The organism is Stenotrophomonas sp. GW821-FHT02D01, assembly GCF_059421765.1.
Genome location: NZ_JBWKVP010000001.1, coordinates 336,719 through 360,292 on the forward strand (window position 1 = coordinate 336,719; position 23,574 = coordinate 360,292).

Consider the following 23,574-nt stretch of genomic DNA (forward strand, 5'->3'; position numbering starts at 1 on the left):
ATACGGAGCGGTAGTTCAGCTGGTTAGAATGCTGGCCTGTCACGCCGGAGGTCGCGGGTTCGAGTCCCGTCCGCTCCGCCATTGCAAAACTCTTAAATCCTCGTGAAAAAACTTTGAAAAAAGTGTTCAGCGGGGTAGGTTTTCAGGAAGTCTTCGGATATACTGAGCGCCTGCAAAGTTTCAAGCGCGGAGCGGTAGTTCAGCTGGTTAGAATGCTGGCCTGTCACGCCGGAGGTCGCGGGTTCGAGTCCCGTCCGCTCCGCCAACTCTAAGAGCCCTCGACGCAAGTCGGGGGCTTTTTCTTTGTGTCGTTTTCATCTTTTGATGCGCGCGATCGTGTTGATCGCCGGGGCAGGGTGGCGCCAGGCCCCACCGGCGCTGCTTTTGGTCCACGCCGCGAAGCGGGTTACACTGCCGGGCTCGCCAATCAAGCCTTGTGATTCCTCACCATGCTGCAGAAACTCCGCGACAAGACCTCAGGCTGGATCGTCACTGTGATCCTGGGGCTGCTGATGATTCCGTTCCTGTTCGTGATCGACAACAGCTACCTCGGTGGCGTCGGCGCACAGAACGTGGCCAAGGTTTCGGCACCGCCGACCTGGTGGCGCTCGGCACCGTCATGGTGGCCGGTGCGCATGATGTGGCAGCACCATGAGATCAGTGCACAGGACTTCCGCACCCGTTTCGAGCAGGAACGCATGCGCGAACGCCAGCAGCAGGGCGAGAACTTCGACCCGCGCGCGTTCGAAAGCACCGAGAACAAGCTGGCCGTGCTCGACCAGTTGATCGACGAGCAGGTCGTGCGCCTGGTCGGTGAGCAGGCCGGTGTCGTGATTGGCGACGGCGCTGTGCGCGAATACATCACCACCATTCCGGGCTTCCTGGGCGCCGATGGCAAGTTCAGCGAAAGCAATTACCGTCTGGCCCTGGCCGGTGGCAATCCGCCGCGCACGCCGACCCAGTTCCAGGAACTGGTGCGTGAGAGCCTGCAGCAGTCGGTGATCCCGTCGGGTCTGCAGAATTCCGGCTTTGTCACCCAGGCTGAGACCGAGCGTCTGTTGAAGCTGCTGGGCGAGACCCGCGATGTGGAACTGGCCGCGCTGCCGGAAGTCCCGGCTGATACCGCGCCGGTGACCGATGCGCAGATCAAGCAGTGGTACGACAGCCATGGCAAGGATTTCCGCCAGGCCGAGTCGGTATCGCTGGAATATGTCGAGCTCAACGGTGCCAACCTGCCGGCACCGACCGCGGCCGACGAGGCAACCCTGCGCAAGCGCTACGACGACGAGAAGGCCAAGTTCACCACGCCGGAACAGCGTCAGGCGGCGCACATCCTGATCACTGGCGATGGTGCTGAAGCCAAGGCCGCCAAGCTGGCTGTCGAAGCAAAGGCGGCAGGTGCAGATTTTGCCGCGCTGGCCAAGGCGAACTCGGAAGATCCCGGTTCCAAGGCGCAGGGCGGTGACCTGGGCTGGGTGGAACGGGGCGCGATGGTCAAGCCGTTTGAAGACGCGCTGTTTGGCGCCAAGGCGGGTGAGGTGATCGGCCCGGTCAAGACCGACTTCGGCTACCACATCATCAAGGTCGCTGCGGTTCGTGGCGGCGAGGGCAAGTCGTTTGAAGAAGTACGCGACACCTTGGCTGCCGAGCAGCTGAAGGCCGACGGCGAGCGCGGCTTCAACGATCTGGCAGGCCGCCTGGTCGATGCCATCAACAAGAGCCCGAGCGACCTGGCTGCAGCCGCCAAGGCGGTCGGCCTGTCGATGCAGACGCTGGGCCCGATCACGCGCACGACCGCCACCGGTATTGCCGCTGATCCGGCCGTGCTGCGTGCCGCCTTCTCCGACGTCCTGGTGCAGGACGGTACCGCCAGCGATCCGATCGCCCTGGGTGGCAGTAGCAACCACAGCGTGGTGATCCGTGTTGCCGCGCATACCCCGGAGCAGGCGCTGCCGCTGGACAAGGCGCGTGAGCAGGTGATCGCCGCGATCCGTGCCGACCGTCAGCGCCAGGCCGGTGACAAGGCCGCCGATGCCCTGCTGGCCAAGCTGAAGGCCGGCGCGACCCTGCAGTCGCTGGCTGCCAGCGAGAAGCTGCAGCTGAGCCCGATGCCGGGCCTGCCGCGCAGCCAGCCGGTGCCGACCCCGGAGATCAACCGTGCGATCTTCAGTGCGCCGCTGCCTGCCGAGGGCAAGCCGAGCTACGGCAAGGTCGATGTCAACGGCCATGCGCTGGTCTTCGCGGTGAACAAGGTCAACCCGGGCGACATCAAGGAAGTGACCGCCGAACAGCAGAAGCAGTTGAAGGACCAGCTGAGCCAGATCGACGGCATGGCCGCTGCCAAGGCCTACATCGAGGCGATGCGCAAGAAGTTCTTGATCCAGACCACCGAAGCGAACCTGTAAGCCCTCCGGCGAGCAGGAACGAAAAGGCCCGGCATTGCCGGGCCTTTTTTGTTGTCGCAACCCTGATCGATCCGTGACCTGCGCGATGAGCGCCGACCAAGGTCGGCCGCTACCAGAAGCGAAGCGACCTGCTCCTGCTCTTCATCTTCCAATCCGAGGGTGCCACCGGAAACCATCAGGGGACGGGCGGGGTGGGCGCGCGGGGGTGTCCGCGGCATGGATGCTGCGGCCAAGCCCCCAAGGATGGGTTCACGGCGTCCCCCGTGGGGCCACCTCGCTCGTCCCAACTCATGAATGCTGCTGCCGCCACCCGTGAGGGGCTTCGCCGTTGGCCGGAAACCGCGCGTCAGCGCCGCACCGACCTCAGTCTTCGACGCGCAGTACCGCGCCTGGCTTCAGGACGCTGCTGCCGCTCAAGCCGTTCAGCGACAACAGCGCCTTCACCGGCATGCCGTAGCGGCGGGCGATGGTCCATGCCGATTCGCCATTGCGAACGGTGTGGCGACGGTTGCGCGGGCGATCGGCAGCCGACGCGACCACCTTGGCCACCTGCGGGCTCGGCGCGGCGCTGACGGTGCTGGCCACTGCGGTGGCAACGGCAGTGCTGGCGATATCGGCCACGTCCGCGTTGGACGCTGAGACCGGCGCCAGTACACGTGCGGTGCCCGACGGGCGGTTGCCGGCGGCCAGTGCCGGATTCAAGCGGGCGATCTTCGCCGGGTCCAGGGCGCGCTGGGCGGCCCACTGCTGGACGCTGGTGCCCGCCGGCAGGGTGTGGTCCTTCAGCACCGGTACGGTGCGGTCCAGCGAGGCCATCACGCCGGGCTGGTCTTCCACGTCTTCCAGCACGCAGGCCAGGGCATGCAGCTTCTCTACATAGGCATGAGTGACCGGCGACAGCCCGGGCAGGCCGGCCGGTTTTGCGTTCTGCGCATTCATGCCGGCCTTGCGCATGGACTGCAGCACGCGGTACTCACCGGCGTTGTAGGCCATGGTGGCCAGGCGCCAGTCACCGCCGAACATGCCATGCAGGGTCTTCAGGTAGCGCACGGCGGCCTGGGTGGACTCCACTGCCGACAGTCGGCCGTCGTAGTTGTTGCTCATCGGCACGCGATGGTTGCGCGCGGTAGTGGCGATGAACTGCCACAGGCCGGTCGGTCCGCTGCCGTTGCGGGCATTGGGCCGGTAGCCGCTTTCGACGAAGGGAATCAGGGCGAATTCGGTGGGCAGGTTGGCTTTGCGCAGCTCTTCGACCACATAGCCGAACAGCACCAGCGCGTCGTCATCCTGGTTGGCCAACCGCGAAGGCGCATGGGCGAACTGCTTCTGCCAGCGCGGGCTGGTGGCTTCGGCGTCGCAGGTAGGTTCTGCAAGGCCGTCGCGGAAGCTGGAGAAGATCTCCTGGCCGTTACGCACCGATGCGGCCGGCAGCGTTGACGGATCCAGCGGCAGGGCCGAGGCGGCGGTCAGGTTCTGGCTGATGCCGGCGCCCAGCGATTGTGCGCCGGCAGTTCCGGCCAACCCCAGGACGAGACCCAGGGCCAGCGGCAGACTTCGGCGACTCATGCGCGGAAGCCGTCTTTCCAGTGCCGGAGACCGGCCATGACGTCGACGTCGTCCACGACTTCGCGCCCCAGGTGCGCCGACACGGCCGCGCGGATGGGCGCCGTGTGGGTACGCAGGAACGGATTGCAGGCAATTTCATCGGCCAGGGATACTGGCAGGGTGGAACGGTCATCGCGGCGCATGGCCAAAGCCTCCTCTTGGCGCTGCAACAAGGCAGCGTTGGCGGGGTCGACATGCCGCGCGAAGACGGCATTTGACACGGTGTACTCGTGAGCGCAACACAGCAGCAGTTGCGCGGGCAGGGCACCCAGCTTGCGCATCGATGCCAGCAGCTGGGACGGCGTACCTTCGAACAGGCGTCCACAGCCCAGGCTGAACAACGAATCTCCGCTGAAAAGCTGTTCAGCGGTGTGAAACGCGATGTGGCTGCGGGTGTGCCCGGGGACGGATAGTACGTGGAACATCCGGCCCAGTGCCTGAACACGTTCACCTTCACCGACCCGCTCGGTGGCCATCGGGATGCGCTCGTCGACCGGTGCGACCACGCGCACGCCGGCGAAACGCGCCTGCAGCGCCGGTACCCCGCCGATGTGATCGTCGTGGTGATGGGTGAGCAGGATGGTGTCCACGCGCACGCCTTGGGCAGCCAGCGCCAGTACCGGCGCAGCGTCGCCGGGATCGACGACCACGGCAGCACCGTCGTCGGCGATCAGCATCCAGATGTAATTGTCCGCAAATGCGGGCAGGGCAGTCAGTCGCATAGAATTGGACCATGCCCGCGCTGCAGAGCACCCGTCAAGCGAGCCAGGCCCCGTGGTTCGACAGCGAACCGGCGGAGGCCTTGCGCGTGCTCGAACGACAACTGCTGTTGCCGCAGCTGTCGCTGCTGCCGACCCGGCCCTGGTTGTGGATCGCGCCCAGTGCCGCCTGGCTGGCTGATGCGCAGCTGGGCGGTCGGGGCCTGCGGCTGCATCGCGAGGGGACTGGGTACGCTGGCGATACCCGCTGTGCACTGCCCTTGCCGCTGCCCAACGAGAGCGTCAACGCCATCGTGCTTCAGCATGTGACCGTCGGTGATGCCGACCATCTGCTGGACGAATGCGAGCGCGTGTTGATGCCCGGTGGCCATCTATGGCTGACCAGCCTCAATCCGTTCAGCCCGTTCCGCACCCGCTGGCGCCAGCACGGGCTGGTGGTGCGCACGCCGCAGCGGATCCGCCAGCTGCTTGAGCGCCATGGGCTGGAATGCGAGGACATGCGTTACCTGGGGCCGATGTGGCAGGGTGCCGGCAGCCGCCGTCGCGGCGGCTGGGCCCCCCTGCGCGCGGCCTGCCTGTTCCACGCCGAAAAACGCACGCTGGCCCTGCCCGGGCCGACCCCGTTGCCCGTGCGCTGGCACGGCACCGTTGCTACCTGATCTGGAGTTGTATTGAAAACCATCGAAATCCACACCGACGGTTCCTGCCTCGGCAATCCCGGCCCCGGTGGCTGGGCCGCGTTGCTGCGCTACAAGGGGCATGAGCGCGAACTGAGCGGTGGTGAAGCGCATACCACCAACAATCGGATGGAGCTGATGGCGGCCATTTCCGGCCTGGAGTCGCTGACCGAACCCTGCGAGATCGTCCTCTACACCGATTCGCAGTACGTACGGCAGGGCCTGACCCAGTGGCTGCCGGGCTGGATCCGCAAGAACTGGAAGACCGCCGGCGGTGACCCGGTGAAGAATCGCGAGCTGTGGGAACGCCTGCAGGCCGCCACGCTGCGGCACCAGATCGACTGGCGCTGGGTGAAAGGCCACTCCGGCGACCCGGACAATGAACGCGTGGATACGCTGGCCCGCAACGCCGCGATCCAGATCCGCGACGGCAGCCCGGTAAACTGAGCCCATGCGCCAGATCATCCTTGATACCGAAACCACCGGCCTGGAATGGAAGAAGGGCAACCGCGTCGTCGAAATCGGCTGCGTCGAGTTGTTCAAGCGTCGCCCGACCGGCAATACCTATCACCAGTACCTGAAGCCGGACTGCGAGTTCGAACAGGGCGCGCAGGAAGTGACCGGCCTGACCCTGGAATTCCTCGCCGACAAGCCGGAGTTCGCGCAGGTCGTGGAGGAGTTCCTGGCCTTCATCGATGGCGCCGAGCTGATCATCCACAACGCGGCGTTCGATCTGGGCTTCCTCGACAACGAGCTGTCCCTGCTCGGCGAGCAGTACGGCAAGATCACCGATCGCTGCACGGTGATCGATACCCTGGCGCTGGCGCGCGAGCGCTTCCCGGGCCAGCGCAACTCGCTCGATGCGCTGTGCAAGCGGCTGGGCGTGGACAACTCGCACCGCGCCCTGCATGGCGGTCTGCTGGATGCGCAGATCCTGGGGGATGTGTACATCGCACTGACCTCGGGCCAGGAGGAGATCGGCTTCGGGCTGGGCGATGACGATGCCGGCAGTGCCGCGGCGTTGCAGGCGTTCGATGCGTCCAAGCTGCTGCCGCGGCCGCGCGTGGTGGCCACGCCGTCGGAGCAGGAAGCGCATGCGGCGCGTCTGGAGCGGCTGCGCAAGAAGGCCGGCCACGCATTGTGGGACGGCCCTAAGGTGGAAGAGGCCGCGAGCGCGTAGGCGCAGCAATGGGATGCGAAATGCAGCCACGCATGGCGTGGCTCTACTGTAGATCCACGCCATGCGTGGATGGCGTGGATCAGTGACAGCGCACCAGGATCACGGTGATGTTGTCCGATGACGCGCCAGCGCAATCGCGCTGTCGCCCCACAATTTGCGCTGCAAATCGTGGGCCCCGTCTCACCAGCACCCAGACCCCCGCCGCTTCGCGGCCGCCCCCTGACTCAGGGGGCTTGCCTCCAGCCGGCTTCAGTGGCAGCGCACCAGGATCACGGTGATGTTGTCCGAGCCGCCACCGTCGAGGGCGGTGGCGACCAGGCTGTCCACGCATTCCTGGGCGCTGGCATCGTCGAAGGCGAGGGTGCGGGCGATGCCGCGATCATCCACTTCCTCGGTCAGGCCATCACTGCACAGCAGCAACTGCATGCCCGGCCGCAGTTCGCCGCTGGTGGTTGCCACGTTCAAGTGTGCCGGGTCGGTGACGCCCAGTGCCTGGGTGACCACGTTGCGGTGGGGATGGGCGCGCGCCTGCTCGGCAGTCAGGTTGCCCTGCGCAACCAGTTCCTGCACCACGCTGTGGTCCTGGCTGAGCTGGGCAAGCTGGCCATCGCGCCACAGATAGGCGCGGCTGTCGCCGACCCAGGCCACTTCGTAACGGTTGCCCTGCACCCGTGCAGCGACCACGGTGGTGCCCATCGGCAGGCTGTCGTTGCGCCGGCGCGAGGCGCGGATGATCTCTTCGTCGGCGGTGCGGATCGCCTGCGCCAACGGCGCGCCACGGCGGATCTCGCGGACGATGGTCTCGCGCGCCAGTGCGCTGGCCACCTCGCCGCAGGCGTGCCCGCCCATGCCGTCGGCTACCAGCCACAGGGCCAGCTCGCCGTCACCGTAATAGGTGTCCTCGTTGAGCTCGCGGCGCAGGCCGGGGTGGGTGAGATGTCCGAATTCGATCATGGTGGGTGCTGGGCGAGGGGGTAATGCCGGGGAGAACGGCATCATCACGGCCAAGCGGACATCCGGCAAGCCATGCAGTCAGGAAAATTTCACTTCATTGGGCGCAATGACTTGTCGTCAGCCGCGCTTCCTCGTATGATGCGCGTCCCCGGTTCGCCGGGGAACATCTGGAGAGGTGGCAGAGCGGTTGAATGTACCTGACTCGAAATCAGGCAGGCGTTTATAGCGCCTCGGGGGTTCGAATCCCCCCCTCTCCGCCAGATTAAAAAAGAAGGGCTGCCGAAAGGCAGCCCTTCTTTTTTAATCTGGCGCGGGGATGCGACGACGCTTCGCGCGTCGCCCCAAACGTTGCGATGCAACGTTCGGGCCCCTCCCTTTGCCGGCCTCTCCCCGCCCCTGTCGGGGCAGCCCCTCAACAGAGGGGCTTGCTGCTCCAGATGGCTTCGCGTCAACTTGCACGGATCGGTGGCTTTTTTATCTGGCGCGGGGATGCGACGACGCTTCGCGCGTCGCCCCAAACGTTGCCGTGCAACGCTCGGGCCCCTCCCTTTGCCGTCCTTCCCCCGGATGCTTCAGTAGATCCACGCCATGCGTGGATGCTGTTCGCGTGCGGCGGGTTACCATGTACGTCATCACCTGCTGGAGCCGCCACGATGACCGCTGAAATCCTCGTCCCCGTTTCATTCGGCGAGCTGCTGGACAAGATCTCGATCCTGCAGATCAAGTCCGAGCGCATCAGTGACGAAGGCAAGCTGGCCAACGTACGCAAGGAGCTGTCCGCGCTGGAAACCACGTGGATGGCGCACCCTGCGGCCGTGAAGGACATCGCCAAGCTGCGCGCCGAGCTGAAGTCGGTCAACGAGCAGCTGTGGGAGATCGAGGACGACATCCGCCTGAAGGACAAGGCGCAGGCGTTCGATCAGGGGTTCATCGACCTGGCGCGCAGCGTGTACCTGCGCAACGACGAACGCGCACGGATCAAGAAGGCGATCAACCTGGCGCTGGGTTCGGCGTACGTGGAAGAGAAGTCGTACCAGGATTACGCGCAGCGCGCGTAATCCCCGGCGGCCCGACGCAGGAGACCCACGCCATGCGTGGATGGATCTCCCGGGTTACGGGACGGTGCGGACCAGGTCCGCACGCAGCAGGCGGCGCTCAGCCACCCGGCCCGCCACTCACCCCAGATGGTCGGCCACGTAACGCTCGAACGCGGCGATGCCGTCTTCGACGGTGATCAACTCCATCACATCGTCGAATTCGATCTTGGTGCCCCACTTGAGGTCGGCTGCCTGCTTGCCCAGATACTTGCGCGCCGCGTCGTCGTAGCGGTCCGCGCAGTAGCGGCGGTCCGAATACGGGCCGCTGCGGTTCGGGTTGCTGGCCGCATGCAGGCCCAGCACCTTGGTACCCATTGCGTTGGCAATGTGCATCGGGCCAGAGTCCGGGGTCATCACCAGATTGGCGCGGGCCAGCAAGGCCGGCAACTGCTTGAGCGTGTCCTTGCCGACCAGGTCCAGCGCCGGAACATCCAGCTGGGCCTGGATGGCGTCGGCCATGCTGCGCTCCAGTTCGCTGCGGCCGCCGCACAGTACGATCCGCCAACCGCGCGTGACGGCATGGTTGGCGACCTCGGCATAGCGGTCGGCGTACCAGTTGCGGCGCACGTGGCTGGAGCAGGGCGAGATCATCAGCACCGGCCGGCCATCGTCCTGCCACTGCGCGGCGGCCCAGTCATAGGCTGCCTGCGGCACGGCCAGGTCCCAGCTGACATCGGTCTGGCGCAGGCCCAGCGGCTCGCAGAAGCTGCCGATGGCATCAAGCACATGGATGCCCGGGCGATCGGGGATGCGTTCGTTGATGAAGAGGCCGTGCAGATCCTTGGAGCGGCTGCGGTCGTACCCGATGCGGCGCTCGGCAGGAATGAAGGCGGACAGCACGTTGGCGCGGAACGCCACCTGCATCTGCAGCAGGGCCTCGAAACGCCCGGGCGGCAACTGCTTGCGCAGCTCCTTCACTCCGGCCATGCCGGTCTTCTTGTCGTAGGCGTGGAAGGTGACGCCCGGCAGGCCATCGAGCAGCTTCTGCCCGACCTTGTCGATGATCCAGTGGATCGGCGTATCCGGGCGCGCGGCCTGCAGGGTGCGCACCAGCGGCACTACGTGGGTCACATCGCCAAGAGCGGACAGGCGCAGAAGACACAAGGAGGAGGACGCTGATGCCATGTGTTGTTAGACTCAAAGGAATGGTCGCATTCGACGCCAATGAAGCGCTGACGCCATGCCGCGAGGGTCGCGGCATCGGGGCCATTCTGTTCGACCGCGAGCGGCTGCGGCAAGCCGACATCGGTCTGTTCTCGCCACAGCACTGGGCCGGCAAGGCCCGGCCGGTGGGTGAGGGCGGCCGTGGCAGCGCCTGGTTCGTGGATGCACCGTTCGGCGCCAGCGTGCTGCGGCACTACCTGCGCGGGGGGCTGGCGGCCCGGATCAGCCACGACCAGTACATCTGGCGGGGGGCGGACCGGACCCGCAGCTTTGCCGAATTCCGGCTGATGCGCGCGTTGCGCGAGAAGAAGCTGCCGGTGCCCAGGCCGATTGCCGCCTTCTACATGCGTGAAGGCCTGCGCTACCGCGCCGCGATCCTGATGGAACGGATCGAAGGGGTGCGCTCGCTGGCCGACCGCGCACTGGTGGCCGGGCGCGGGGCGCCGTGGGAAGAAACCGGGCGGATGATCGCGCGCTTCCACCGTGCCGGGCTGGACCATGCCGATCTCAATGCGCACAACATCCTGTTCGATGGCAACGGCCATGGCTGGCTGATCGACTTCGATCGCGGGGTCATCCGCATCCCGGCCACCGCCTGGCGCGAGCGCAATCTCAAGCGCCTGCTGCGCTCGCTGATCAAGCTGCGCGGTGAGCGCAGCGTGGAAGACGTGGAAAAAGACTACGCGCGCCTGCGTCGCGCCTATGACATGGCCTGGAACCGGGGCACCTGATGGACTGGTCGTTGCGTTTCCTCGGCGTCGGCAATGCGTCGGCGGTCGAGCTGGGTTCGCCGATGTCGGTGATCGAGCGCGATGGCCGGCCGTGGCTGACCATCGATTGCGGCGGCGAAGGCCTGACCGCCTTCAAGGCCCATTACGGGCATATGCCGCAGGCGCTGTTCGTTACCCATGTGCACCTGGATCATGTGGCCGGTTTCGAACGGCTGTTCGTGGATACCTTCTTCAGCGCGCAGCGGCGCGGCAAGGTGCGCCTGTACGTGCCGGCCACGGTGGTGCCGCTGCTGCACAAGCGCATCGGCGATTACCCGAACGTGCTGGCCGAGGGCGGCGCCAACTTCTGGGATGCCTTCCAGCTGATCGTGGTGGGCGATGCGTTCTGGCACGAGCGTGTGCGGCTGGAGGTGTTCCCCGTGCGGCACCACTGGCCGGAGACGGCCTATGGCCTGCGCCTGCAGGGCGCGCTGACCTGGAGCGGCGACACCAGGCCGATTCCGGAAATGCTGGCGCGCTATGCCAGTGACAACGAACTGATCGCCCACGACTGCGGGTTGCACGGCAATCCTTCGCATACCGGGGTGGATGACCTGGAGCGCGAGTACAGCGCCGAGCTGCAGGCACGGATGATGCTGTACCACTACGCCAGCGTGGCCGATGGCCAGGCCCTGGCCGCGCGCGGGCACCGGGTGGCACAGCCGGGCCAGTGTGTTGTGCTGGCCGCGCCGACCGCCCCGCACGTGCTGGCGCAGGATCCGCCGTGAGCAGCGCTGGCGCCGCCGCTTCACCGGCGCTGGCCGCCGAACTGGAGGGGTTGGAACGCGCACTGCATTGCCCGCAGGTGCGCGCAGACCATGAGCGTCTGGCGGCATTGCTGGATGAGGATTTCAATGAGATCGGCAGTTCCGGCCAGTGCTACGGCCGTGAAGCCGCGCTGGAAGAGATCCCGCTGGAGCGTGCGCAGGTGGTGATCGAGTCGGACCAGTACGCCGTGTGGATGCTGGCAAAGGGCTTGGCCCAGGTGCGTTACCGCAGTCGCTATCACGTCGATGACCAACCGCAGCGGTGGGTGCTGCGCAGCTCGCTGTGGCGTCAGCATTCAACGGGCTGGCGGATGGTGTTCCATCAGGGTACGCCTGAGGCGCGGTAGCGCCGGGGCATCCCCGGCGAAGGGCGCCAACCAAGGTTGGCAGCTACCGGAGCGGGGCTTCGCCGAAAAGGCGGTGGCCCCGCCGGCTGACCTCGGCGCCCGCGTCGATCGATACCGTTGCTGCCTTCCGGCCCTGGCGGAGTTTTCGACCTAGCGTCGCGAGGGGCCGACGGGGCCACCATAGAGACGTTGGCCGCCCGGAGGCGGCCGATTCACGGATCAGGGGAAGCAGCGCGTTGTGCGCCGGAGACCACAGCCGGACTGCACATCGGCTTACCGATGGCAGACGCGCATTCTAGCGCAGGCATGGGTGCTGACGCCAGCTTCATGCACTGAATCCGATGTAACCCTGTGCCCCCAGCATCGGTCGGTGGCTGCCGCCGTTGCTAGAATCCGGTCCCAGGAGGAACGACCTCCCCCACATCGGGATTCAATGACCAGGACGGCCTGGCCCTACCAAAGGAGGGCTGTCATGGCCTGGATCTATCTGTTGTTTGCCGGCCTGCTGGAAATCGTCTGGGCCGTGTCGATGAAGCAGTCTGAAGGCTTCACCAAACTCACCCCCACCGTCATCACCATCGTCGGCATGATCGCCAGCTTCTGGCTGCTGGCCGTCGCCATGCGCAGCCTGCCGCTGGGCACCGCCTATACGATCTGGACCGGTATCGGCGCGGTCGGTGCCTTCGTGGTCGGCATCGTGTTCCTGGGCGAGCAGGTCAGCCCGATGCGGATTGGCGCGGCGGTACTGATCGTCGCTGGCCTGGTGCTGATGAAACTCTCCAGTAGCTGAGGCCGGTTACGAATGCGGCGGGAATATGGATATTCCCGTTCTGCAGAAACAAGAGAATATGCATTTTCGGCAAAGTCGTGACGACTGCCGTGATTATTTGACGGCCATCATGAAAATAACGTGCCGGATTCACGTGGTGCTGGCGTTGACGGCCGCACAGTGCGCCCATTCGTCAAGCGAAACCGGGGAGTTTTCGCGCTGACGGACATGCAGGGGCACGCAGTTCCTGCAGCGCTTGCACGTGAAAGTGTGACTGTTTTCCAAGGTTGATACCGCAGGTCTTGTTCCCGGGTGGAGCAGGGCGGGACGACATCACCTCAAAAAACCTGCCTGCTGTGCCACCGGTCATTTCATGGAGATTTACCGATGAACCGCATTTACCGTCTGGTTTTCAATCGTGCCCTTGGTGTGATGCAGGTGGCCTCGGAAATCACCCAGAATCCGACGGGAGGCGGTAAATCGGCAGGACGATATCTGCCGGGGTTGAAGGCCCATCGGCTGGCGCTGGCATTGACCGCTACTTTGGCCAGTGGGTCGGCGTTTGCGGCATGCACCGGAACGACCGTCATCAATTGCGACAGCACTACCAACATCAACAATTACAACAACGCCGCGTCGGGCATTACGCTGAACATCGCCGCGGGCGCAACGCTGCGAACGCCTCCAGTTGTCGGTGGAGGCAACGCAGCAACGCTGAGCGGCGACAACGTGACGGTCAACAACAGTGGCACGATCGATCCGAGCTCGATTGTCCTCGCGTCCCCCGGTCTGGTCATTGGCAACGCTGCCGCCGGCAACAGCGCCATAGCCGTCAACAACAACACCGGCGGGCAGATCAAGGGTGTCGTCAACCTGGCAACGTTGCTGGGCTTCGGTGGGCAGGCTCTGGTGGCGCAGAACGTCAATGGCACCACCACCATCAACAACAGCGGCTTGATCAGCATGTCGTTGATCGGCCTGGGCAGTGTTTCCGACGCGACCTCCGTGGTGACCTACGGTGGCGCGGCCGCCCAGGTGACCAACAGCGGCACCATCGACGGTCGGGTCGGCCTGGGTGCCTCTACCGGCAATACATTCGTAAATGCCGGCACTATCAACGGCAGCGTGCACCTGGGTGATTCGACCGGAGGCAATACCTTCACGGCCGTTGCCGGATCCACCCTCTCCGCCAACGGCGGCATTGCAGGCGCGGGTACGCTGACCGGCATCACCGGAGTAAAGGTTGCGGCTGCCGGCACGGTCAACGCAGGTGCCGGTACCGGTGCGGCCAACAACACGCTGGTACTGCAGGACAACGCCGGAAACAACGGTCCGGTATCCAGCATCGGCTGGAGCAACTATCTCGGCTTCCAGAAGCTGGCCGTCAACGGCGGCACCTGGAATCTGCAGGGACCGTGGTCGGGAACAGGGGCGATCACCCTTGGCGGTGGTCTGGTGAACTTCGACAGCAGCACGTCCTTCGGTTCCGGGTTGTTCACCGTCAACGGCGGCGCGATCGCTGCAAGTGGCGCAGGCCTGTCCCTGGGCAACAACTTCGCCCTCAATGCCGGCCTGACCCTGGGCGGCAGCCAGAGCTTCGGTTTGAACGGTGTGCTGTCCGGTGCTGGCGGCCTGACCGTGACCAACACCGGTGTGGTCACGCTGGGCGGCGCGAATCTGTTCGGTGGTGGCGTAAACCTCAACGCAGGCGGCTTGCTGCTGGGTAACGCAGGTGCGCTGGGCGGCGGTGCGCTGACCGTGGGAGGCAACGCATCGCTGGATACCAGCGGGGCCTTCAATCTCGCCAACAACATCGTCGTCAACGGTGGCGGCAGTCTGAATCTGGTCGGCACCAATGCGTTGACGTTGAACGGTGCGCTGTCTGGTTCCGGCAATCTGGTGAAGAACGGCGCCGGCACGCTCACCCTGGGCGGTGCAAACACGCTTACCGGCAGTGTCTCGATCGCAGACGGCTCGTTGGCGCTGGGCGCAGGCGGCAGCCTGTCACCGACAGCTGCGATCTCGCTCACGGCAGGCACATCGCTGGACCTGAGTCTGGCGTCCAACCAGACCATCGGCTCGCTGGCCGGGCTGGGGGGGACGGTCAACGTGGGCGTGAACACGCTCACCCTTAGCGGGCTCGGCAACACTGCCTTCGCCGGCAACTTCACCGGCACCGCCGGCAGCCTTGTCAAAGTCGGCGCAGGGGTGCAGACACTGTCCGGCAGCAACAGCTTGACCGGTGGTTTTGCCCTCAACGGCGGCGGCCTGCTGCTCGGCAACAACGGTGCATTGGGAACGGGTGTGCTGAGCGTGGGCGGCGAGGTCACGCTGGATGGCACCACCGCAGCGCTCACCCTGGCCAACGACATCGCGCTCGGCGCCGGCGGCTCGCTCGCGCTGCAGGGCGGCCAGCCCGTGGTGTTGAACGGGGTGATCTCCGGCGTCGGCAACATTGGCAAGAACGGCGCATCGCTGCTCACGTTGAACGGAACCAACACGTTCAGTGGCGGCCTCGTCGTCAACGGTGGCGGCCTGTTGCTGGGCAACAGCAGTGCGCTCGGTACCGGCCTGCTGGATATCAACAACGCTGCGACGCTGGATACCACTTCAGCCCTGACCCTGGGCAATGACGTGATCATCGGCGCGGCAGGTTCGTTGAACGTGCTGGGTGGCAACGCGCTGACACTGGGCGGTGCGATTTCCGGTGGTGGCGGCCTGATAAAGAGCGGGGCTTCGACACTGACGCTCAACGGCGGCAATACCTTCACCGGCGGTTTGAACGTTGCTGCCGGCACGGTGGCGCTGGGCAGTGGTGGCAGCCTCGCCGCGACCGGCGCGGTCAGCCTGTCGGGGGCTGGGGCGGCGCTGGATCTTTCCCTGGGTGGTAACCAGACCATCGGTGCACTGTCCGGCGTGGCAGGTTCCACTGTGGCATTGGGCGGCAATACGCTCACCTTTGGCAGTGTGACTGACCAGGTCTTCGCCGGAGTGATCAGTGGCGTCGGCGGAGGCCTGGTAAAGAACGGAAGTGGCGTACAGACGTTGACCGGCGCAAACACCTTCACCGGCGGCGTCGCGCTCAATGCTGGCGGTCTGCTGCTGGGCAACAGCGGTGCACTGGGCACCGGCGCGCTCAGCGTCAACGGTGCCGCGACGTTGGACGGCAGCTCTGCGCTGACCCTGGGCAACGCGGTCAACCTCGGTGCCGCGCTGACCCTGGGCGGCAGCAACAACATCACCCTGACCGGCGACATCTCCGGCGTCGGCAGCCTGACCAAGAACGGCGCCTCGCTGTTGACCTTGAACGGCACCAATGGCTTCAGCGGTGGCCTCAACCTCAATGCCGGCAGCGTGCTGCTGGGCAGCAGTGCGGCGGCCGGCACCGGCGCGCTGAACATCGGCGGCAACGTGTCGCTGGACGCGGCGGTCGCGCTGAACCTGAGCAACAACGTGGCCTTGGGTACCGGTGCGATTCTTACGCTCCCCGGCAGCCAGAACATCACGCTGGGCGGCGTGGTGTCCGGCGACGGTGGCCTGGCGAAGAGCGGCGCCACGGTGTTGACGCTCAACGGTGCCAATACCTTCGGTGGCGGCCTGAACCTGGCGGGCGGCGGCCTGTTGCTGGGCAACAGTGGAGCGCTGGGAACCGGTGCGCTGAACGTTGCTGCGAACGCCAGCCTGGATAACAGCATTGCGCTTGACCTGACCAATGCGGTCAACCTTGGCGCCGGCTCGGCACTGACGCTGATCGGCAGCAACGCACTCACGCTCGATGGCGTGATTTCCGGCACCGGCAGTCTGGTCAAGAACGGCGCCGGCACGTTGACCCTCGGCAACGCCAACGGCTTCAGTGGCGGCCTGGCGTTGAATGGCGGCAACCTGCAGTTGGGCAACGCCGGCGCTCTGGGGACGGGTGCGCTCAACGTCGGCGGCAATGCAACGCTGGATACTGCCGCCGCCTACACCGTGGGCAACGCGATCAACCTGGCCTCGGGCACGACGCTTGCCCTGCAGGGCAGCAATGCGCTGACGCTCGGCGGCGTGGTGTCCGGCAATGGTGCACTGGTCAAGAACGGTGCAGCCACACTGACCCTGGCCAATGCGAACACCTACGCCGGCAGCACCACGATCAATGCCGGAACCCTGGCGCTTGGCGCAGGCGGCAGCCTGGCTGTCGGGGGTGACGTCACCCTCGGCGGCGCCGGCGCGGGCTTCGATATATCGGCGGCAACCGGCAACCAGACCATCGGCGCGCTGAATGGCGTGGCCGGTTCGACGGTCGCGCTGGGAGGAAACTCGCTGACCTTTGGTACGGCAGCCGATGCGGTGTTCGATGGCGTGATCAGCGGAGGCGGTGGCCTGGTCAAGGTGGGCGCGGGCGTGCAGACGCTGTCCGCTGCCAACACCTTCGGCGGCGGCGTCAGCCTCAATGCCGGTGGCCTGCTGCTCGGCAATGATGCGGCATTGGGCAGTGGTGTGCTGACCGTGGGTGGCGCGGCCACCCTCGACACCAGCCTGGCGGCAACACTGGTCAACAACATCGCCCTCAACGCCGGCCTGACCGTGCTGGGCAGCAACGCGCTGACGCTCAACGGGGTGATCTCCGGCACCGGCAGCCTGACCAAGAATGGTGCTGCCACGCTGACCTTGAACGGCGTGAACACTTATACCGGCGGCACCAACGTCAACGCCGGCACGCTGGCCCTGGGAGCAGGTGCAAGCCTGGCCGCCAGCGGCATCGTCAACCTGGCAACCGGCGCTACGCTGGATCTCTCCGCGGGCAACGGTGCCCAGACCTTCGGCACCCTGACCGGTAGTGGCACGGTCAACCTGGGCGCAAACTCGATCACTGTCGGCGGACCGACCAACGGTGTCTTCAGCGGCTCCATCGCCGGCACCGGCGGCCTGATCAAGGAAGGAACCGGTACTGAAACGCTGACCGGTACCAACACCTTCACCGGTGGCACCCTGATCAATGCGGGAACGCTGGCGATCGGTGCCGGTGGCAGCCTGGCGGCAACCGGTGCAGTCACGCTTTCCGCGCCGGGCACCGGCTTCGACATCTCCGCGGCCGGCAACCAGACCATCGGCGCGCTCAACGGCGTCGCTGGCAGCACCGTGGCGCTGGGCGGAAACACGCTGACCTTCGGCGGCGTTGGCAACGGGACCTTCGATGGCGTGATCGGTGGGACCGGCGGGCTGGTCAAGAACGGTACGGGCATCCAGACGTTGGGCGGCGCCAACGTCTTCAGTGGCGGGGTGGCACTCAACGGTGGCGGCCTGGTGGTGGGCAACAATGCCGCGCTGGGTACCGGCGCGCTGACCGTGGGCGCCAACGCATCGCTGGACAGCAGCATCGCTGCGAACCTCGGCAACGACATCGGCCTGCTGGCCGGTGCCACGCTCAACCTGCTTGGCAGCAATGCATTGACGCTGGGCGGGGCGGTCACCGGCGATGGTGGCCTGATCAAGAACGGCGCGGCGACGGTCACCCTGACCGGCAGCAACACCTTCACCGGCGGCACGGTCATCAACAGCGGCACGCTGGCGATCGGGGCGGGCGGAAGCCTGTCGCCGACCGGCGCGGTGAACCTGGCCGGTACCGGCACCTTCGACATCTCCGCCGGCGGCAACCAGAGCATCGGTTCACTGGCGGGCGTGGCCGGCAGCACGGTGTCGTTGGGTGGCAACAGCCTGACGCTGGGAGGTACCACCGACGCGACCTTCAACGGCGCCCTGACCGGCAGCGGTGGGTTGGTCAAGAATGGCAGCGGCGTGCAGACCCTCAACGGTGCCAGCACGTTCGGTGGCGGCGTCACCCTCAATGCCGGCGGCCTGGTGGTGGGCAACAACGCTGCGCTGGGAACCGGCACGCTGACCGTGGGGGGCGCTTCCACGCTCGATTCCAGCAGTGCGGTGACCTTGGCCAACAACATGGTGCTCAACGCGGGCCTGACCGTACTTGGCAGCAACGATCTCACCCTCAACGGCAATCTGGCGGGCACCGGCAGCCTGACCAAGGAGGGCGTTGCTACCCTCACGTTGAACGGCATCAACACCTATACCGGCGGCACCTACATCAACGCGGGCACGCTCGCGCTCGGTGCCGGTGCCAGCCTCAGCGCAGGCGGGATCGTCAATCTGGCCACGGGTGCCACCTTCGATCTTTCGGCCGGCAGCGGCACGCAGGTATTCGGCACGCTGATCGGCAATGGCACGGTCAACCTCGGCGCGAACACGTTGACCATCGGCGATGCCACCAATGGTGTGTTCAGTGGTTCGATCGGCGGCACCGGTGGACTGATCAAGGAGGGCACGGGTACCGAAACATTGACCGGCACCAACACCTTCACTGGCGGCACCACCATCAACGCCGGCACGCTGGCGATCGGCGCCGGTGGCAGCCTGGCCGCTACCGGCGCAGTGAACCTGGCCAACGCCGGTACCGGCTTTGACATCTCCAGCGGTGGCAACCAGGCCATCGGTACATTGTCCGGCGTCGCCGGCAGCACGATCAGCCTTGGCGGCAACACACTGACCACCAACGCAGCGGGCAACAGCACCTTTGCCGGTGACATCAGTGGCGCCGGTGGCCTGGTCAAGAACGGTGCCGGCGTGCTCGGCCTGACCGGCAGCAACACCTTCGGTGGCGGAGTGGCGCTCAATGCCGGTGGTCTGTCGCTGGGCAGCAATGGCGCTCTGGGCACCGGCACGCTGACCGTAGGCGGTGACGCCACGCTGGACGGCAGTGTGCCGCTGACCTTGGCCAACAACGTGCAACTGGCAAGCGGCACGTTGACCCTGCTGGGTGGCACGCCGCTGACGCTGGACGGCGATATCGCCGGCAGTGGCAGCCTGCTCAAGGATGGTGCGGCGACGGTGACCCTGGGTGGTGCCAGCAGCTACACCGGCACCACGACGATCAACAGCGGCACCCTGGCAGTCGCCGCCGGTGGCAGCCTGTCCTCGGCCAGCACGGTGAACCTGGCCGGCGCGGGAACGCTGGACATCAGTGCGGCCGGCAACCAGGCCATTGGTGGCCTGGCCGGTGTTGCCAGCGGCAACGTGGTGCTCGGTGGTTCCACCCTGACCACCGGCGGCAGCAATGCCAGCACCACCTTCGGCGGCACCATCGGTGGCAGCGGTAGCCTGGTGCAGACCGGCACCGGCACGTTGACCCTGACCGGCAACAACACCTACACCGGTGGCACCACCATCAACGGTGGCAGCACGTTGCAGGTCGGCAATGGCGGCGCGACCGGTGCGATCGTCGGCGACGTGACCAACAACGGCGCACTGGTGGTCAGCCTGTCGGGCAACACGACACTCGGTGGCACCGTCAGCGGCAGCGGTGGCCTGACCCAGGCCGGCAGCGGCACGCTGACGCTGACCGGCAACAATACCTATACCGGCGGCACCACCATCAATACCGGTGGCACCCTGCAGGTGGGCAATGGTGGTGCAACGGGGTCGATCATCGGCGACGTCGGCAACAACGGCAGCCTGGTGTTCAACGTGGGTGGCAACACTACGCTCGCGGGCGTGGTCAGCGGCAGCGGCGGTCTGACCCAGGCCGGTGCCGGCACGCTGACCTTGACCGGCAACAACACCTATACCGGCGGTACCACCATCAACACCGGCGGTACGCTGCAGGTCGGCAATGGCGGGGCCACTGGTGCGATCGCCGGCAACGTCAGCAACAACGGCAGCCTGGTGTTCAACGTCGGCGGCAATACCACGCTTGGTGGCGTGGTCAGTGGCAGCGGCGGGTTGACCCAGGCGGGCAGCGGCACACTGACCCTTACCGGCAACAACACCTATACCGGTGGCACCACGATCAACACCGGCGGTACCGTGCAGATCGGCAACGGCGGCGCCAGCGGCGCGGTCACCGGCAACATCACCAACAACGGTGGCCTGGTGGTCAACACCGGCGGCACCACCACGCTGGGGGGCAGCATCAGTGGTACGGGCAGCATCGTGCAGGCCGGCCCGGGTCCGCTCAACCTGGGCGGCAACAGTGGCGGATTCACCGGTACCGGCCAGGTCACCGGCGGCGGCCTGAATGTCACCGGCACCGTCGGTGGCCAATGGACCATCGGCAGCGGCACCACGTTGTCGGGTACCGGCACCATCGGCGGCAGCGCTGGCGGCGTCACGGTGAACAGCGGCGGTGTACTGTCACCCGGCAACGGTCCGGGCAATGGCAGCAGTGGCGGCAATGGTACGGGCACGATCACCGTGGGTGGCAACCTGACCCTGGCACCGGGCAGCACGCTGTCGGTCGACCTGGGCGCTACCGGCAGTGACGTGGTGCAGGTGGGCGGCAGCGCGAACATCGGTGGCGCATCGGTGGTAGTCAATGCCATCGACCCGAACACCAGCTACCAGCAGGGCCAGCAGTACACGATCATCAACGCAGGCGGCGGCGTCAGCGGGCAGTTCGTGCCGCCCACCACCACCTCGGCGTTCCTCTCACTGAGCCCGGTCTACACAGCAAATGCCGCGCAGCTGAAGATCGATGTGAAGCAGACAGCGGCCTTCGTCACGGCTGCGCAGACCCGCAACCAGCTGGGCGTGGCATCGGCGCTGGACAGCCTGCCGCAGACCGGCGCGGCGCTGGGCCTGTACAACATGCTGCTGGCCTACGACACCGCCACCGCGCGCAACGCGTTCAACCAGCTCTCCGGTGAAGTGCATGCGGCCAGCCGTGCAGTGCTGCTGTACGACAACTACCTGGAAGAGGGCATCCGCCAGCGTCTTGGCAGCGAGTTGCCGACGGTGCGTGGCGAGCGTGCTTCGGCATGGCTGGCGGGTAGCGGCAAGGTGTTCAAGCAGGACGGCGATGGCAACGGTGACGAGATCCGTGCCAACCGCAATGCACTGATGGCTGGCGTCGATTGGAAGCTTGGCGAGCATGTGGTGCTGGGTGCCGCGGCGGGCAGCGAGCGGCTCGATACACGGCTGTACGATCGCCAGTCGCGTGCACGCCTGCGTGGCAACACCTATGGACTGTATGCGCAGGGCGAGTGGAACAACGGGTTTGCGGTCGGTGGCAGTGTGTCGCGCGGCGATTACCGCACGCGCACCACGCGTGAAGTGCCGCTGCTGGCACAGACGCTGCACAGCCGCCAGGATTCGGATGTCACCATCGCCCAGATCGAAGGCAGCTGGACCTGGACCCATGGCAGGACGCAACTGCAACCGTATGTGCAGTTCACCAAGCACTGGGTGGACAGCGATCGCGCGGTGGAGCAGGGCGGCAGCGCGGCGCTGGTACTGGAGGGCGGCAAGGACACGCTCAATGTCAGCACCGTCGGCGTACGCGGCCGCTGGGATGTGGGCAGCGGCGAGCGCTATCCGGTACAGTTGACGGTCGGGCTGGGCTGGCAGCATGCGTCCGGTGACACCGACGTGGCCAGCCGGCAGAGCTTCGCCGTCGGTGGCACGGCGTTCGATGCCTACAGTGCCGTGATGGCGCGCAACGCACTGGTCAGCCAGGTCGGTGTGGCCGTCGGCCTGGGACGCAGCAGCCAGCTGTCGCTGTTCGTGCAGGGCCAGCATGGCGACGGTCGCAACGATATCGGTGGCCAGTTGAACCTGCGCGTCGGGTTCTGAGCCAGCGCGCGTCTTCGACGGATCCACGCCATGCGTGGATCCGTCGAGAGCCGGGTTACAGCACCCGCTGCATCTCCACGGCGTCGATTCCGGCGCCGTGGCCATCGGCTACCACGCGTACCACCTGGAAGCCGAGGCCGGCATAGAAGCCCTGCGTGTGCTGGCTGGTGCTGAGCGTGATGCGCTGGACCGATGGGTCTGCTTCAGCCTGATACAAGCGGGCCACTGCCAGCGCGCGTCCCAGCCCCTGTCTGTGGCGACTTCGTTCGACCATGCCCCAGCACAAGCTGGCGCTGCCATCGCCGCAGTGCCAGAGGCCGCCGCAGGCCACCACCTGGCCCTCGACCTCGATCACCTGAAAGGCGCGTGGCACGGCGTGTTCGTGCAGGAAGCGCTCGAAGTCACCCCGCTCTGCGGGTACGAAGTAGGTGGGCACGTTGCTGTCGAAGATCGACAGGCAGGCGGTGACGTCGGTGCAGCGGTAGGGGCGGGGTGTCATGAATGACTGTCATCGTGGTGGCGAGCACATTGTGCGCGAGGTCCGGACCATTGATGTCCGAACATGGCGAGCCCGGAAACCGGTCCGGACGCAGACTGCGGGTCCCCGTCATCAGGAGGTTCCATGTCCAACGTTCACGCCAGTTTTGTACAAATGCACCAAGGTGCGGATCTTTACGTGCTGCCCAACGTCTGGGATGCCGGTGGCGCCCGCCTGGTCCAGCAGCAGGGGGCTCTCGCGGTGGGAACATCGAGTGCTGCCATGGCGTGGTCCTGCGGTTATGCCGATGGCGGTGCGCTGCCTGATACGGCGCTGCTGCAGCGGGTTTCCGAAATCGTTGGCGTGACCTCGTTGCCGGTCACGGTCGATATCGAGGACGGCTACAGCGATGCCCCCGACGTGGTCGCTGCGCGGGTGCTGCGCCTGGTAGAAGCGGGTGCGGCCGGGATCAACATCGAAGACGGTGCCGGCAGCCCTGCGGGGCTGGTGGCGAAGATCAGCGCCATCCGCTCGGCGCTGGGTGGACGATCGCTGTTCATCAACGCGCGCACCGATGTGTATCTGCGCGGCCTGGCTGAAGGGGATGAGGCGGTCAGGATGAGCATCGATCGGCTGCAGGCCTATGCATGTGCCGGTGCCGACGGCGGCTTCGTGCCGGGACTGCGCGCGCTGGACGAGGCTGCTGCGGTTGCCGGCGCCGTGCCGCTGCCTCTCAACCTGATGTGGTTGCCGGGGATGGCGTCGTTTGCTGCGCTGTCGCAGGCCGGCGTGCGGCGGTTGAGCGCTGGCCCGGCCTTGTTCATGCACGCATGGACGGCGATGGCTGCGACGACCAGGGATTTTCTCGGCGACGCGATGGCGATGCCGGAGGGGGCGCCGGGGTATGCGGCCTTGAACCAGCTGTTCAGCGAAAGGTGAGGGCGACAAAGCGGGGCGTGCCTACAGGCTCAACCACGGGCGGGTAGTCGATGCGACCGGGCCGAGGCATCCACGCATGGCG

Annotated in this window: 16 protein-coding genes, 3 tRNA genes and 1 other RNA gene; 14 read left to right on the forward strand and 6 right to left on the reverse strand. The window is 66.1% G+C overall.

Translation table 11 applies throughout. The features are described 5' to 3' along the window. The first annotated feature begins 4 nt into the window (after positions 1-4). The 3 genes from AC07UW_RS01525 (at position 5) to AC07UW_RS01535 (ending at position 2,405) form a co-directional block, all read left to right on the forward strand. Positions 5-81, forward strand: a tRNA-Asp gene (locus tag AC07UW_RS01525). Between the two features lie 107 nt (positions 82-188). After that, positions 189-265 (forward strand) — tRNA-Asp (locus tag AC07UW_RS01530). 184 nt (positions 266-449) lie between these two features. Next, on the forward strand, positions 450-2,405 hold the full coding sequence (locus tag AC07UW_RS01535) for a peptidyl-prolyl cis-trans isomerase (protein WP_495211267.1): 1,956 nt from the start codon (positions 450-452) through the stop codon (positions 2,403-2,405). Between the two features lie 363 nt (positions 2,406-2,768). On the opposite strand, the gene AC07UW_RS01540 is transcribed toward AC07UW_RS01535, so the two are convergent. After that, positions 2,769-3,971 carry a lytic transglycosylase domain-containing protein gene (locus AC07UW_RS01540; RefSeq protein ID WP_223494346.1) on the reverse strand — a complete coding sequence of 401 codons (1,203 nt, stop codon included), beginning with the start codon at positions 3,969-3,971 and terminating at the stop codon, positions 2,769-2,771. After that, positions 3,968-4,732, reverse strand: a complete 765-nt coding sequence (gene gloB / locus AC07UW_RS01545) for a hydroxyacylglutathione hydrolase (protein WP_495211268.1) — start codon at positions 4,730-4,732, stop codon at positions 3,968-3,970. The genes AC07UW_RS01540 and gloB overlap by 4 nt, the downstream gene beginning before the upstream one ends. Positions 4,733-4,743: 11 nt before the next feature. Here gloB and AC07UW_RS01550 point away from each other — a divergent pair, with 11 nt between their 5' ends. From AC07UW_RS01550 to dnaQ, 3 genes are read left to right on the forward strand one after another with little or no spacing between them, the layout of a single operon-like run. Then, positions 4,744-5,388: a class I SAM-dependent methyltransferase gene (locus tag AC07UW_RS01550; protein ID WP_140228168.1), complete on the forward strand. Its 645-nt coding sequence runs from the start codon at positions 4,744-4,746 to the stop codon at positions 5,386-5,388. 12 nt (positions 5,389-5,400) lie between these two features. After that, positions 5,401-5,853: a ribonuclease HI gene (gene rnhA, locus AC07UW_RS01555; RefSeq protein ID WP_025878155.1), complete on the forward strand. Its 453-nt coding sequence runs from the start codon at positions 5,401-5,403 to the stop codon at positions 5,851-5,853. Positions 5,854-5,857: 4 nt separating this feature from the next. Beyond that, positions 5,858-6,586, forward strand: coding sequence for a DNA polymerase III subunit epsilon (gene dnaQ, locus AC07UW_RS01560; RefSeq protein ID WP_088101166.1), 729 nt, complete (start codon positions 5,858-5,860; stop codon positions 6,584-6,586). A 249-nt stretch (positions 6,587-6,835) separates the two neighbouring features. Here dnaQ and AC07UW_RS01565 read toward each other — a convergent pair whose 3' ends face one another. Beyond that, on the reverse strand, positions 6,836-7,540 hold the full coding sequence (locus AC07UW_RS01565) for a PP2C family protein-serine/threonine phosphatase (RefSeq protein WP_099819184.1): 705 nt from the start codon (positions 7,538-7,540) through the stop codon (positions 6,836-6,838). Between the two features lie 169 nt (positions 7,541-7,709). Between AC07UW_RS01565 and AC07UW_RS01570 the strand changes: the two genes are divergently transcribed. Together AC07UW_RS01570 and AC07UW_RS01575 are read left to right on the forward strand one after the other, a co-directional pair. Next, positions 7,710-7,800: transfer RNA gene (locus tag AC07UW_RS01570), tRNA-Ser, on the forward strand. Between the two features lie 393 nt (positions 7,801-8,193). Continuing rightward, positions 8,194-8,598, forward strand: a complete 405-nt coding sequence (locus AC07UW_RS01575; protein WP_478031705.1) for a DUF6165 family protein — start codon at positions 8,194-8,196, stop codon at positions 8,596-8,598. 117 nt (positions 8,599-8,715) lie between these two features. Here the strand turns inward: AC07UW_RS01575 and AC07UW_RS01580 are convergent, their stop codons facing one another. Further along, positions 8,716-9,762, reverse strand: a complete 1,047-nt coding sequence (locus AC07UW_RS01580; RefSeq protein WP_088101167.1) for a glycosyltransferase family 9 protein — start codon at positions 9,760-9,762, stop codon at positions 8,716-8,718. Positions 9,763-9,782: 20 nt separating this feature from the next. On the opposite strand from AC07UW_RS01580, the gene AC07UW_RS01585 reads away from it, so the two are divergent. The 3 genes from AC07UW_RS01585 to AC07UW_RS01595 are packed head-to-tail and all read left to right on the forward strand — an operon-like array spanning position 9,783 to position 11,685. Next, positions 9,783-10,532 carry a 3-deoxy-D-manno-octulosonic acid kinase gene (locus AC07UW_RS01585; protein ID WP_025878162.1) on the forward strand — a complete coding sequence of 250 codons (750 nt, stop codon included), beginning with the start codon at positions 9,783-9,785 and terminating at the stop codon, positions 10,530-10,532. Then, entirely contained in the window at positions 10,532-11,299 is a 768-nt protein-coding gene (locus AC07UW_RS01590) for an MBL fold metallo-hydrolase (RefSeq protein ID WP_495211269.1), read from the forward strand. Before AC07UW_RS01585 ends, AC07UW_RS01590 begins: the two co-directional genes overlap by 1 nt. Next, entirely contained in the window at positions 11,296-11,685 is a 390-nt protein-coding gene (locus AC07UW_RS01595; RefSeq protein ID WP_051585091.1) for a nuclear transport factor 2 family protein, read from the forward strand. The genes AC07UW_RS01590 and AC07UW_RS01595 overlap by 4 nt, the downstream gene beginning before the upstream one ends. A 76-nt stretch (positions 11,686-11,761) precedes the next feature. Here AC07UW_RS01595 and ffs read toward each other — a convergent pair. Beyond that, an RNA gene (ffs, locus tag AC07UW_RS01600) (signal recognition particle sRNA small type) lies at positions 11,762-11,858 on the reverse strand. A gap of 299 nt (positions 11,859-12,157) precedes the next feature. Between ffs and AC07UW_RS01605 the strand changes: the two genes are divergently transcribed. Beyond that, the gene (locus tag AC07UW_RS01605; RefSeq protein ID WP_032977375.1) at positions 12,158-12,475 is read left to right on the forward strand and encodes a DMT family transporter; all 318 of its coding nucleotides are present in this window, start codon (positions 12,158-12,160) and stop codon (positions 12,473-12,475) included. 366 nt (positions 12,476-12,841) lie between these two features. Then, positions 12,842-22,075, forward strand: a complete 9,234-nt coding sequence (locus AC07UW_RS01610) for an autotransporter-associated beta strand repeat-containing protein (RefSeq protein ID WP_495211270.1) — start codon at positions 12,842-12,844, stop codon at positions 22,073-22,075. Between the two features lie 55 nt (positions 22,076-22,130). Here AC07UW_RS01610 and AC07UW_RS01615 read toward each other — a convergent pair whose 3' ends face one another. Then, positions 22,131-22,574 carry a GNAT family N-acetyltransferase gene (locus AC07UW_RS01615; RefSeq protein ID WP_495211271.1) on the reverse strand — a complete coding sequence of 148 codons (444 nt, stop codon included), beginning with the start codon at positions 22,572-22,574 and terminating at the stop codon, positions 22,131-22,133. 153 nt (positions 22,575-22,727) lie between these two features. Here AC07UW_RS01615 and AC07UW_RS01620 point away from each other — a divergent pair, with 153 nt between their 5' ends. Further along, the gene (locus AC07UW_RS01620) at positions 22,728-23,492 is read left to right on the forward strand and encodes an isocitrate lyase/PEP mutase family protein (protein WP_495211520.1); all 765 of its coding nucleotides are present in this window, start codon (positions 22,728-22,730) and stop codon (positions 23,490-23,492) included. The last annotated feature ends 82 nt before the right edge of the window (positions 23,493-23,574 follow it).